The sequence below is a fragment of the Methylomonas sp. genome (assembly GCF_023228165.1).
Classification (GTDB): Bacteria; Pseudomonadota; Gammaproteobacteria; order Methylococcales; family Methylomonadaceae; genus Methylomonas.
Genome location: NZ_JALOBS010000020.1, coordinates 89,805 through 102,957 on the forward strand (window position 1 = coordinate 89,805; position 13,153 = coordinate 102,957).

General features: G+C 40.8%; 8 protein-coding genes and 2 pseudogenes. 7 read left to right on the forward strand and 3 right to left on the reverse strand.

All coding sequences use genetic code 11. The features are described 5' to 3' along the window. Window positions 1-40 precede the first annotated feature (40 nt). Window positions 41-1,669 carry a hypothetical protein gene (locus M0R33_RS15615; RefSeq protein WP_292571183.1) on the reverse strand — a complete coding sequence of 543 codons (1,629 nt, stop codon included), beginning with the start codon at window positions 1,667-1,669 and terminating at the stop codon, window positions 41-43. Window positions 1,670-1,718: 49 nt separating this feature from the next. Between M0R33_RS15615 and M0R33_RS15620 the strand changes: the two genes are divergently transcribed. The 3 genes from M0R33_RS15620 to M0R33_RS15630 all read left to right on the forward strand — a co-directional run bounded on the left by M0R33_RS15620 (window position 1,719) and on the right by M0R33_RS15630 (window position 6,240). Beyond that, window positions 1,719-2,639 carry an ERCC4 domain-containing protein gene (locus M0R33_RS15620; RefSeq protein WP_292571186.1) on the forward strand — a complete coding sequence of 307 codons (921 nt, stop codon included), beginning with the start codon at window positions 1,719-1,721 and terminating at the stop codon, window positions 2,637-2,639. Window positions 2,640-3,311: 672 nt separating this feature from the next. Further along, window positions 3,312-4,733, forward strand: a complete 1,422-nt coding sequence (locus tag M0R33_RS15625; RefSeq protein WP_366044023.1) for a hypothetical protein — start codon at window positions 3,312-3,314, stop codon at window positions 4,731-4,733. A 55-nt stretch (window positions 4,734-4,788) separates the two neighbouring features. Continuing rightward, window positions 4,789-6,240: a hypothetical protein gene (locus M0R33_RS15630; RefSeq protein WP_292571190.1), complete on the forward strand. Its 1,452-nt coding sequence runs from the start codon at window positions 4,789-4,791 to the stop codon at window positions 6,238-6,240. Here M0R33_RS15630 and M0R33_RS15635 read toward each other — a convergent pair. Then, on the reverse strand, window positions 6,212-7,849 hold the full coding sequence (locus tag M0R33_RS15635) for a hypothetical protein (protein WP_292571193.1): 1,638 nt from the start codon (window positions 7,847-7,849) through the stop codon (window positions 6,212-6,214). The two genes, M0R33_RS15630 and M0R33_RS15635, sit on opposite strands and share 29 nt — an antisense overlap. 156 nt (window positions 7,850-8,005) lie before the next feature. Here M0R33_RS15635 and M0R33_RS24445 point away from each other — a divergent pair. The 4 genes and pseudogenes from M0R33_RS24445 to M0R33_RS15645 form a co-directional block, all read left to right on the forward strand. Then, a pseudogene (locus tag M0R33_RS24445) lies at window positions 8,006-8,446 on the forward strand (hypothetical protein); the annotation flags it as partial. Continuing rightward, window positions 8,447-9,769, forward strand: a complete 1,323-nt coding sequence (locus tag M0R33_RS15640; protein ID WP_292571196.1) for a hypothetical protein — start codon at window positions 8,447-8,449, stop codon at window positions 9,767-9,769. It begins immediately after the preceding pseudogene. A 453-nt stretch (window positions 9,770-10,222) separates the two neighbouring features. Next, window positions 10,223-10,321 (forward strand): annotated as a pseudogene (locus tag M0R33_RS24450) (hypothetical protein); the annotation flags it as partial. After that, window positions 10,322-11,644 (forward strand): hypothetical protein, encoded by a 1,323-nt coding sequence (locus tag M0R33_RS15645; RefSeq protein ID WP_292571200.1) that lies wholly within the window; start codon window positions 10,322-10,324, stop codon window positions 11,642-11,644. It begins immediately after the preceding pseudogene. A gap of 759 nt (window positions 11,645-12,403) precedes the next feature. Here M0R33_RS15645 and M0R33_RS15650 read toward each other — a convergent pair. Beyond that, on the reverse strand, window positions 12,404-12,691 hold the full coding sequence (locus M0R33_RS15650; RefSeq protein WP_292571203.1) for a hypothetical protein: 288 nt from the start codon (window positions 12,689-12,691) through the stop codon (window positions 12,404-12,406). Window positions 12,692-13,153 lie beyond the last annotated feature (462 nt).

Sequence of the window (13,153 nt, forward strand, 5' to 3'; positions counted from 1 at the left end):
ATGTGGATGCGCAAAAAAAGAATTGCTGATTCGCGCGCGATTATGCGTCGCTGGCGAAAATGGCGGTTTCCTGCGTTTCGCGCAGAGTGTGGCGCGGCGTATATTTTGAGCCGAGCGGCGCAATGTGTCTTTCTTTTTTTGTGTCGAAATCGAGAAATTCAACTTCTGTTGAGCAGCCGCCCTTTGCGAGATGGCTTTCGAAGCCGTGACGCGGCTTTTGCTTAGATGTTGTTCGCGCGGAATAAGTGGAATCATCGCCAAACGCATCTTTGTCGAAATCTACTGGCTGTTGAGATGCCGGAGTAAAGCGCGGGCATTTCGCGCCGGAATATGAAAATATCTGATAATCGCTCTGCGCGATTGCATCTAATTCTTGCGCAATTGCGAGTTCTGTTGGATTGCGGCTCGGCAATGCAGTTTTTGGCAATTCGCGCGATTCGAATGGAGAGGCGAGCGGCGTATCGCGCGCAGTTTGTTGCGCGATTGTTGACGCATCGGCAATTGAAGGGTCGTGGCATTGACTGTACATTAATCTCGCCTCGTCATAATAATTCGCGACTAAACCATCTCTTTCTCCTTGTTGTTGAACTGCGGTGACATCTTCTGGTGGCGCGCTGGATTTTACTTGTCTCGAAAGAAATTGCTGTTGCGCGAATTGAGCATCTGTCGCTGCAAGGCGCGCTGTTGATGTAATATCGCGAGGAAGAGGAATTGATTTTTTGTGGAATAATTGCGCATCTGGGTCTATTTCTGCGGCAGGTTGGTCAGAAACAGGCGGAATACCTAATGCAGTGCAATGCATGATCCGCGCGATTGCGTGTTTGCGCGATTGCGTGGTGATTTGACCACCGAATTCTGATTCATTGGCGATTGCGTAGGCGGCAATCATCTTATTGAGCGAATCTTTTGCAGATGCGGGGCTGATTTGTTCCTCTGCGACATCAGAAATCATTATTTCACCATCTACGCCGGTTAGTGCGCTATGAATTTTTCCCGGGAGTCCATCCGCGCGCATTCCTTGGCTCGGCGCATCGGGAAGACCACCGAAACGGCATACATCACGAAGTGAATGCTTTAATTCTAACGCTTCTTTAACTCCAGCGGGGCGATAGGAACGCTGCTGATTGATTTTTGCCGGCGAAAATACGACGAGCGTTTTATGGGCGCGTTTTCCGGCTTCAACGCGGTCTGCAATTTCACGGCATTCTCCTCGATGCGCTTCTGATGTTTGTGGCGTGGTTTCGTCTTGAAAATCGAGGCGCGCATATTGGGAGCGAATTTTGGATTGTTGTGCCATCATAAACATATTTGGATCGCCTGTAGTAGTTCGTTCATCGCGATCTACTTCATAGAGATTTACTTCCGGATGTGCTGGCGCATCACCACCATTGCGAAATCCTGTAGCGTAAATGTCAATTAATCCTCGTGTAACTCCAGCGCGCGTTCTCGGGGCTTCATCTTCGAAAAGCGGGGCATCCGGACGACGATCAGCTACAGTACGGCGTGCGTAATCGCTAAATTCATATGCGTCTGGTATGGAAGTGAATTCGAATTTATCTGTAAGACGATATGAAGGCAAACTGCCGACATACGCGCCATCGCGCATCTTTGGTTCATCGGAAACAGTTTGATGAATGTCTCTCTCTTCATAATTTGGAGTATATTCCATATTTTGTATATATCAAGCAGAAATACAATATATTCTTGAGAAAGAGGAAATGGCAGCAACTGCGAGTGCGCAAACCTCGGCAATAAATTTCGATGAGAATGGAACGGGAGTTTATTTAATTATCGATACAAGAGAAAGAGATATTCAAAACGCGTTCGGCTCGATTACTGATTGTCCGACAGTTGCTCAGCGATTATACGCCGGAGATTTCATAATTGTGGTCGGAAATTTTCCGATCGCAATTATCGAAAGAAAATCGCTCATTGATTTCGCGTATTCGTTCAAAGATGGAAGATATGAAAATCGCGAAAAGTTAATCGCGTTTCGCGAGAGTTACACGGGTAAATCGGAATTTATCACGCGGGCGTTTATTCTGATTGAAGGTGTGTTGCCATCGGATCCTGAGACCATGATTAGTGGAATTAAATGGAAAACCATTGAATCGGCAATTTTCCATATGGCATTGCGCGATGATATAGGCGCAATATATTCTTTGAATATTGCGGATACCGCGGCAAAATTATTCCGCATGATGCAGAGCGTTGCGAATTTGTGCAAAACGCCGTTGCGAAATGTGCACGATTATATCGGAAATATCGATTCGAAAAAAATTGGCGCAGCGCATCGCGTGGAACAGACTGTTTTATTTAGAGAAGCTCTATGCTCGCTGCCGCGAATTGGCACGAAATCTGCCGATAAGTTACTCGCAACAAAGAAAACAATTCGAGAGATGCTACGTGATGGATTAATTACAATCCCGAATCATGCGATATTCATTGCAGCAGGAGTACGTGGGATTTCAGCAAAAGGCGCTGAGGCAATTGTTGCCGCGACTAAAGATAAATATGACTTATTGGCGGACGCGCCGGCAAGTGTTCTTGCTGGAATTCAGATAAGTGCGAGTCGAAAATTAGGATTAAGTGTAGCGGAACGCATCCACCAATTATATAATGGAAATGAATCTCATTAGAAAACACACATTTGAGTGGAAGAATGATTAATCTTCTTTTGACTCTTTTGGTACTTCATGATATTTTTTTTGGATTTGTGAAAATATTCGCAACAATTATTTTTATGGATTTTGGGCAGGGAGCCTTACAAAATACATTTATGAAAAGTGTACCAAAAAGTGATATATTGCATTTCTCAGATTTGTAGAACATTTCCCAAAACGCATAACTCTGGGGAAAAAAATAAATAATTCCTGCGACAACCAAAGACCATCACCGCTAATAGGAAAATATAAAATATTTAAATATTTCTCGGGTGAGAGTATCTTAATCCAAAAAGAAAATAATGTGTGAGCGCGATTATTTTTCCACATTTTTGCGCGATAAAAAACATGCTACGATACAGATTGTGGTTTTTCTCTTGCTGATTTATTTGATTTGTGCGAGAATTGGCGAGCCATTAGCATGTGCACACAATTGGGCAAATTTATGCCAAATACGCGAGGAAGATTGTTTTTTCTGTTGCGTCGGTATTTGCATATTGTTCGTGATGGATGGGGAAATTATCAGGAATAATTCGCACGGATTACAATTGTTGGTACAAAAATTGTAAGAATTACGCGCAAATATGTGAATAATGAAAATTATGCCTCTTTATAAATTTGAATTTCATTTATAATGATTATAGAAAGATGCCCAAATGCAATGCGGAAGGATGCAAAACTTGTTCATGCTTTGGTTTACCAACCGATTTGAAGCCATCCAGATGCGGCGTTCATAAATTACCGGGGATGATCGATATTCAACATGACCGATGTTCCTTTCCTAATTGCCAGACTCGACCATCATTCGGTATGCTCGTAGATAAAAAACCAACCATGTGCGCTGTTCATAAATTACCAGAAATGTTGGATACCGTCAGTAAGCGATGCTCGTTTCCGAATTGTCAAACTCAACCGGGGTTCGGTATGCCCATAGATAAAAAACGGACAATGTGTGCTATTCACAAACTACCGGGAATGGTAAATATTGCCGTCCGGCAATGCTCATTTCCCAATTGTCGAACGCAGCCATCATTTGGAATGCGCGAGGATAAAAAACCAACTATGTGTGGTATTCATAAATTATCAGGAATGATATATATTGTTGGCAAACACTGCTCGTTTTCCAATTGCCAATCACATTCGACGTTCGGTATGCCAACCGATAAAAAACCAACTATGTGTGGTGTTCATAAATTGCCCGGAATGTTAAATATTGTCAGCAAACGCTGCTTGTTTCCCAATTGCCAAACTCACGCGTCGTTTAATTTGCGCGGAATCAAACCGCAATATTGCGCAAGACATCGTAAACCTGGAATGGTTTGTCATCCGACGAAACAATGTGATATTTGTCATCGCAATCTCGCCGAATACGGCGATCCAAAAGATGAAATTCCATCTCACTGCGAATTGCATAAACTTCCAACCGAAGTAAATTTTGCCCAGAGAGTATGTAAATCCTGTAAATTCTCATTTGTCCTCGATGAACAAAATCTTTGCCAATTTTGCGGCAGTGGAATTCAATCCACTCATCTTGTTAAACAGAAAGAAATAGAGGATTATCTTAGAGCAAACTTGCCAATTGATATTCAGCAAAAATGGAAATCCACTGATATACAAATCGATCATGGCGCATGTGGAAGAGAACGCCCGGACTTTCTCTTTGATGCGGATTCCCATTTCGTAATTGTTGAATGCGATGAACATCAGCATAATGCTTATCCATGCGAATGCGAGCAAGCCAGAATGATTAATATTGCCAATGGATTAGGAATGCATACAATTTTCATCCGCTATAATCCTGATGGTTATAAATATTCAGCAGAATATTCGGCATCGAGGAATTTCACTCCAAAAGTACGCCGTGATTTGCTCATTCGCGCGCTGATTACCGAGATAAATCGCGATATTGCGGATATTCAGCCGATAGAAGTTATCTACATTTGCTACGATGGGTGTGATACGAGCGGAATTAGCAAACACGTTATTCTTAGTGCCGCAAAAGGGGAAGAAATTGAACCGCCGGTCATTCAAACTGCCGCAGATCCACAAAATGAAGCACCACAAGCGTAATTCTTCTCGTGATATTTTTTTGTAATTGGATTAACGCGTATTCGGCATTAATATAATGGATGATGAATCATGTGCAGTAATAACTGGCGGCTCAATCGAAAATTGCTACGAAGCATTAAAATCGGCTGGAGTAAAGAGTATCGAGAATATAGATTGGATTCACAGAACATATTACAAAGAATGGGTTGATGCTCTTGACGTAGTAAAAACATTCATTCGGGAAAAAGGCTTGATTCTCTACGGCGGGCAAGCAATGGATTACGCGTTGCGAACGAAAGGCACAAAATTATATGAAGATAGTGCTTTTCCTGATTTTGACTTTTTTAGTCCAGCTCATTTTGCAGATGCAATTGAATTGGCTGACATTTTATTTATGCGCGGATACCAGCGAGTTCGCGTCATTCGCGCGTTGTATACGCGCGCAATGAAAATCGACATAGGAGACAATTTATGGGTCGCCGATATTGCATATATGCCGAAAACATTATTCGACAATTATCCGACAATTGAATATGACGGCATTCGGGTGATCGCTCCAATCGTTCACAGGATCGACCAACATAGTAGTCTCACATACCCTTTCGATGAAGCTCCGAGAGAAGTTGTTTTCCATCGTTGGGCGAAAGACATAGAGAGATTTAATATCCTTAATAGATATTTTCCGATTAGTACTATTTCTCTTGCGGAATCGCAACAGAAAATGACAACTATTCTCATTCCACGGGCATTAATGGGAGACTCGATCGCATACGGAGTGTTTGCCCTCGCATTGTGGAAAATCGCAGCACAAGAAGAAATTAAAAATGAATTCGGCAAAAGCGAATTTGCCGAGGAATTCGCGAATATTGCCGCGGATATCGCGCGAGAAGATGATGTGCATCTGAAATTGCGCAGTGGTATTCCTTGTGCAGATATTGTGACGATGAATTTCGCGCGTTTTGTTGAAGAAGATGCATCAATTAACAGACAAGCATTCCTTCAATTCTTCGGAAAAACCAGCGCGAATCGTAAAACACGAATTGTCGCGCATGAATTGGATAAGCGCCTAATGGGCGAATGCTCGGTATCTATCGGTGAAAAAAAGGTGAGATTCGCATCAATCCAAGGAATACTGAAATATTTCATTGCGGAATATGTACGGCGAAAATATCTCGCTTGGAAAGGCGATTTCGAGAGCACGTCGGCAAATGTTTATTTAAACTATTATTTGGGCATTTTGAAAATTATCAACGCCGCCGAAACGCGATATGCCGCCGCGAATAAAGAAAAAGAATTCGCAGAAAGTATATTTGCCCCATCCATTCGTGTCTTTGGCGCCGAAAATACATCACTTGCCGTGCAGATCGCAAAATTAACAAAAAAGAAGCAATTATTGCATGATGAAACGATTAAAATTCCGCCACTTCCACAATCGCCATATATTCCGCGCACTGCGAGAGAAAAACCTATTCCTTTTGATTATTCTTCTTCGGAAATATTCATGGAGAGCGGCGAATTAATTCAATAGATCGCAATGCGGTTATTCTTTGGAAATATTCAGTCGGCGAATTAAATGCGCGAAAAGCGAATGGATGATTATCGGCGGATAAAGAGCGATGCATGTCGCCAACAATTAGGTCGTATATGAGTGATTTTATTGTGTCTGCCATTTCGTCAGAAGAAATATTCCAATGTGCAGTCAAATATTCGCGAAATATACGCACCATATTCGTGCAATCCGCACAACAGCAGATTCCTAAAGATAAATCTATATACGGTTTGTTAGAAGAGAAATACGCCATATCGCGAATCCGGTTAAAGGCGTAAAGATAGCCTTCGAATTTCGCAGATGAAATTGTAATACTTTTTTTGTAATTATCGCATTCGTCGCGATGAAGAATTAAGCGAGTCTCTCCCGAATTCGCGCCGGCAAATGCCTGAAGGTCGATTGAATGGAAAAATGGCTGCGTATCTTGCGCAGCATCGAAATCAGCAAGAGGATCATAATTTGGAATCTGCTCCATTGCTTTTTGCAATAGTTGTCGCGGAAGAGCGAATTGCGTGAAAAACTGTCTCAAATGAAGTGCGTCTAATTCATGAGTTTCTTTCGTAAAATAAGGCGGATGATATTTAAGCATAGCAACGCGAGGCTGTATTTGAATGAGCCATAAACGCTGCTGGATGTTGTTTAGCAAAATATCGGATTCAGAAGGAAATGAGACTTTTTCCAAAGCATTCTTTCCGGTTTTTAGGAGATTTAGCGCTTTTATTCGTTCTGCAATATCAACGGCAGATGTTGCGATTGGTTCCGCGGCGGCAATCATTTCAGTAATCCACTGCGAAGATAGATTCGTGCGAATATCGGATATATAAAGAGTATTTATTCTTGGTTGTTGTGAAATGAAAGCGAGCGATTTGGCAAGCTGTTCATCACAAGGCATTTCGATTATAAGAAAGCGAAAATCGCGCAATAGAGAAATATTAGCAACGATCCATTTACCGATTAAATCGATCGATAATTGCGAAGAAGATATGGCATCTCTTTTTTGAATATTCACTATTTTACCACAATCGTTAACCATGCGAATATATGCATTTGGAAATGCTGTTTTTTGCGATACGCGAAAATAAAGAGATTCTCGCAAAAAGAGCGGATTTTCTGCGGATGCTCTATCACGCCAAATTTGCGGATCATTAACATCAGCGCGCCAATATGGTAAACTGTTATAGCTGCGCGAATATTTTATATTGTGCTCTGCCGGGTCGACGCAAATAAAGCGAATGTCTGGGAATAAATCGGCAAGCATTTTTAAATGCGTGCCCGGACTGCTGCCAACATAGAATATAAAATCATAATCGCGATTTTGCCGAGTTATTTTCGTTTCATGGGAAATAAATCTCAATTCGTTTAGAAATAATTTCAATTGACCCAAATGCAGTGTTGCGTGAGATAAATGGAGCGGTTCATAGTGGACATTTTGAAGCAAATGCGGCGCATCTGTAAAATATGATTCTAATTCGGCAAATGTTAATGGCGGCTGAAGATTATCTCTTTGTTGCGATTTTGAGATGATATATTGCTGGAGTGCCTTGAATTGCTCAGTATTGGGACTTTGGATTTTCGCAGTTTCAGTCATTCCATATTAATGGCATATAAGAATTTCAAAAGAAGGATGCAAGCTATGTCCTGTTCACTATTTTGCGCAATCTAACGATATATCGTTAGCACGTGAATTATCGGCAGATAACGTTGCCTTATAAATTTGAAATTCATTTCCAACAATTATAGAGAGATGCCCAAATGTGAAGCAGCGGGATGTTTAAAACACGCGCGTTTTGGATTAATGGGTGATCCCCATCCGACGAAGTGTAAGGAGCATGCGGATGCGCCAATGTTGGACATCGCCAGTCGACATTGCGATCACCCAGGATGCAAATTGCGTCCCGCATTCGGTTTGTTAATGGACAAACATCCGACAAAGTGTAAAGCACATGCAAGTGCAACAATGGTTAATATTGCAAGTCCTCATTGTAATTTTCCGGGTTGCACAACAATACCTTCATTCGGGCATGCAAGCGATAAGAGACCATTGCGGTGTAAGACCCATGCTGATGCATCTATGATTAATACTACATGCAGACATTGCAATTTCCCGGGATGTGTTAAGCATCCTTATTTTGGGCAACCGGGTGACAGACACCCAACAAAATGCAAGGCGCATGCAGATGCTTCGATGTCAGATATCGCCAGCCAACGTTGCGATTATCCAGGCTGTGTCAAGCATCCGAATTTTGGTAAACCTGGCGATAAATGTCCTAATAAATGCAAAACTCATGCTACTGCAGCGATGGTGGATTTAAGGGGTCGCCTTTGTGATTTTCCGGGCTGTACCAAGCATCCTAATTTTGGTCATCCAGGAAATAAACGTCCGACGAAGTGTAAAAGGCATGCTGACGCGTTGATGATTAATACTACATGTAAACATTGTAATTTTCCGGGATGTACAACAGTGCCATCATTCGGCTTAATAACCGATAAACGTCCAACGAAGTGTAAGTTACATGCCGATGCTTCGATGTTGGACATCGTGAGTCGTCACTGTGATTTTCAAGGGTGTACCACTCAGTCACACTTTGGCTTAATAAGTGATAAACATCCGACGAGATGCCAAGTACATGCTGACGCAAAAATGATTGATATATCGAGCGCATATTGTATTTCCCCAGAATGCGCGACAATGGCGACTTTTAATTTTCGCGGAATTCGTCCACAATATTGTGCAAAACATCGTAAATTAGGAATGGTCTATAAACCAACGAAACGATGCGATGATTGCCATCGTAATCTTGCAGAATATGGAGATCCAAAAAGCGAGGTCCCGATTCATTGCGAGTTACATAAACTTCCTATCGAAGTAAATTTCGCCCAAAGAATATGCAAATTATGCAAGATATCATTTGTACTCGACGAGCAAGGTCTTTGTCAATTTTGCGGCAGTGGAGTTCAATCTACTCATCTCGTAAAACAAAAAGAAATAGAAGATTACCTCAAAGCCAATTTATCAGAAACAATCAAACAGAAATGGAAATCGACGGATTCGATGATTGACCATGGAACGTGTGGTAAAGAACGTCCAGATTTTCTATTTGATGCAGATTCCCATTTCGTGATTATTGAATGTGATGAACATCAGCATAATGCTTATCCATGCGAATGCGAGCAAGCAAGAATGATTAATATTGCTAATGGTTTAGGAATGCCAACAATTTTCATCCGTTACAATCCGGATAATTACAAATATGCTGCGGCATGTTCTGCATCTAAAAGAATGACTTCAAAAGTGCGCCGCGATTTGCTTATCAGTGCGCTAACCGATGAAATGAAACGTGATATTACAGATATTCAACCGATAGAAGTTATTTATGTCTGTTACGATGGATGCGATGTAAGTTGCGTGAGTAAACATACCATCCTTAGCACTGAAAAGGAAGAAGAAATAGAACCGCAAATAATCCAAACTGTAATAGATCCTCAAAATGAAGCGCCCCAAGCATAATTTTCGATTTATTCTCATGGCACAATTCGCGCCACTGTGCGCATAATTGCCCAAATATTACTCATTTTTTCTATTTTTTGCTCTTTTATTCGGCAATTGGCAAATATTAATCGAGGAGAAATAATAGTTAACTGATATTCAATTATCATCTCAGTCATTTCTCTCGCAAAATAAAAAAATATATATGTAATTCTCGGCGATAAAATACAGCCAATTCGCGTCATTTGCGAACAATCCGTTAAAATTTGTCATCCTTATTGAAAGTGGTATCAGCTTTTCAAAAGGATAGAATATCATTCTACGATAATTCTTTTTCTCTATTTTCAGTGTCTTTTCTTTGTTACAGTTTATAATTGTTAAGCTTTCTTTGGATTGTATAACGTGACTCATTATGCGTCAAAAGAGAGCCATAGCTCTACAAATTTGAACTTCGCTTTAGTTCATTATAAAGCTATGCCACAATGTGATGTAAAAGGGTGCAAAAAACGGGCAAGTTTCGGATTGATATGTGACAAGCGAGCGATAAGATGTAAAACTCACGCTGATACCGCCATGATTGATGTCGCTCATAAACATTGTGATTTTCCAGGGTGTAATATACTGCCCAGTTTTGGATTGTTTACTGATAAACGTCCGACGAAATGTAAAATTCATGCCAGTACTATGATGATTGATATCACACATGCGTTTTGCGATTTTCCTGGGTGTACGACACGACCTGTATTTGGCTTATTGAATGATAAACATCCGACGAAATGTAAAATTCACGCCGATGCTGCAATGGGCGATGTAAAAAGTCAGCATTGTGGTTTTCCGGGATGTATCACGCAACCCAGTTTCGGATTACCGATAGACAAACGAGCATCGAGGTGCAAAGCCCATGCTGATGCAATGATGATTTACATAGCTGGTAAACATTGTGATTTTCCAGGATGTAGCAAGCAGCCGACCTTTGGTCTAATTTTGGATAAACATCCAACGAAGTGCAAGGTTCATGCGAATGCAGCAATGATTGATTTAAGACATGGATTTTGCGTTTTCCCAGAATGTTCGACTCGTGCGAATTTTAATTTCCGCGGGATTTTGCCGCAATATTGTGCAAAACATCGTAAACCCGGAATGGTTAATCAACCGATGAAACAATGTGATATTTGCCATCATAATCTTGCCGAATATGGTAATCCAACGGATGACATTCCATCGCATTGTGAGCAGCACAAAATTCCAACTGAGGTAAATTTAGCCGAGAGAGTTTGTAAATCCTGCAACATATCATTCGTTCTTAATGAACAAAATCTTTGCCGATTTTGCGGCAGCGGCGTCAAATCTACTCATCTTATGAAACAAAAAGAAGTAGAAGATTACCTCAAAGCAAACTTGCCAATCGATATTCAACAAAAATGGAAATCCACTGACACAACAATTGACCATGGAGTATGTGGAAGAGAGCGTCCCGATTTTCTATTTGATGCTGATACACATTTTGTAATTGTCGAATGTGATGAACATCAACATGACTCTTATCCTTGCGAATGCGAGCAAGCCAGAATGGTTAATATTGCCAATGGATTAGGAATGCATACAATTTTTATTCGCTATAATCCGGACGATTATAAATATTCTGCCGAATATTCTACCGCTAAAAAAATGACTCCGAAAGTTCGCCACGAATTACTTATTAACATACTGGCTGCTGAAATAAAACGCGATATTGCAGATATTCAGCCAATAGAAGTTATCTACATTTGCTACGATGGGTGTGATACGAGTTGTGTGAGTAAACACACTATTCTTAGCGTAGCGAAAGAGGAAGCAATTGAACCATCAGTAATCCAAACTGCAATAGATCCGCAAAATGAAGCGCCTCAAGCATAATTTTCACAATAATCAATTATCTTTTTTATCCGCAATTCATCTGCATTTTCGCGCATCAATCGCCAAATATTATTCTCATTTTTCTTTTTTTGCTCTTTTACTCAGCATCCAGCAAACATTAATCAAGAAGAATAACTATTTACTATAATCAATTATCATCTCAGTCCTTTCTCTCGCAAAATAAAAAAACAAGAATAAATTTAGGCGACTAACGCGCAATTGAGCGCACTCTGCGATGATTGCGCGCATTAATCCATTTATTTTTCGCGCCAATTTCTAATTTCCATATTCTTCTCGCGCGAATCTTTCAGCAGTATTCTATTTTCGCTTCTTTTTGCTTTTCATCGCCAATTCATTGCCTTTCATATTTCATCATGTTTTTCATTCGTGACGAATTCTTGCGGTTAATGCGGATTCCACAGCGTTTCATGGGTAAATCTCTCATTTTTAGTATCTTCATTCGCGCGAATATTCATCATTTGGCATGTGTTTCCCACTCCGCATCGCGCCACAGTGTTTTCGGCTTTTATTGGTGTTCATTTACTTACCCTCTCGGCAGTTTTTATTCTTTTTCATGGGTCCGAAATTTTAAAAAACCCCGGCTGAGTCTGAACTTTTTTTCACGAAATCACACATTCTTTTTCGCATCAATTCGCGCGTCAATCGCCAAATATTATCCATTTTTTCTATTTTTGCTCTTTTATCCAACAATCAGCCAGCTTAATCAAGAAGAATAGATTACTTACTAATATTCAATTATCATCCAGTCATATCCTCAGCAAAAAAGAAAAACACAAGAATAAATTTCAGCGACAACGCGCGCTTTTCGCGGATTTGCGCATCATTTGCGAACAAATAGCCGAAATTCGCATTAATCCATTTATTTTTTGCGACTATTCCTTTCATCTTGCGCGAATCAGCGAAAAAGTATTCTATTTTGCTTTTCCTTGCAATCCAATGAGGTTCATATTTCATCATGTTTTTCATTCGCGACAAATTCTCATCTTCGCGCAGGATTCCGCAGAGTTTCAGGGGCAAATCTCTCATTTTTAGTATCTTCATTCGCGCGAATATTCATCCATTTTCGCTGTTTTAGTGATTTTTCCCGTTCTGCATCATGCAGCAGCGTTTTAGCCTCTTTTCTGGCTTTCGGCGGTGTTCATTTCCCCACATCCCGGCAGTTTTTATTCTTTTTCATGGGTCCTAAATTTTAAAAAATCCGGACCTGTCCACCAACTTTTTCACGGATTCGCGCGCACTTTCTGCCCGCCGATGCGCGCCATTAAACGCGCAAGCCTCCAGCTGCGCGCCAACGCATCCATATCCGCCTCATGTTCGCCTGAGGATAAGCATTCATCTTGAATTATTAATGTGGAAGCCTACAGATTCCTTACAATGCATGGTCTTTTTTTATTTTGATGCCGAGCAAGAAAATATTGAGATTTGAATCGTTTCCCACAATCGCCACATTGACATAACAGGAGCTCGTCCATCTTTTTTTGTTTTGAT

What these genes read in the sequence shown, in the direction of transcription:
- M0R33_RS15620 (WP_292571186.1), top strand. Translation starts at nt 1,719, where the DNA reads ATGGCAGCAACTGCGAGTGCGCAAACCTCGGCAATAAATTTCGATGAG.
- M0R33_RS15625 (WP_366044023.1), top strand. Translation starts at nt 3,312, where the DNA reads ATGCCCAAATGCAATGCGGAAGGATGCAAAACTTGTTCATGCTTTGGT.
- M0R33_RS15630 (WP_292571190.1), top strand. Translation starts at nt 4,789, where the DNA reads ATGGATGATGAATCATGTGCAGTAATAACTGGCGGCTCAATCGAAAAT.
- M0R33_RS15615 (WP_292571183.1), bottom strand. Translation starts at nt 1,669, where the DNA reads ATGGAATATACTCCAAATTATGAAGAGAGAGACATTCATCAAACTGTT.
- M0R33_RS15635 (WP_292571193.1), bottom strand. Translation starts at nt 7,849, where the DNA reads ATGACTGAAACTGCGAAAATCCAAAGTCCCAATACTGAGCAATTCAAG.
- M0R33_RS15645 (WP_292571200.1), top strand. Translation starts at nt 10,322, where the DNA reads ATGATTGATGTCGCTCATAAACATTGTGATTTTCCAGGGTGTAATATA.
- M0R33_RS15650 (WP_292571203.1), bottom strand. Translation starts at nt 12,691, where the DNA reads ATGAGAGATTTGCCCCTGAAACTCTGCGGAATCCTGCGCGAAGATGAG.
- M0R33_RS15640 (WP_292571196.1), top strand. Translation starts at nt 8,447, where the DNA reads ATGTCAGATATCGCCAGCCAACGTTGCGATTATCCAGGCTGTGTCAAG.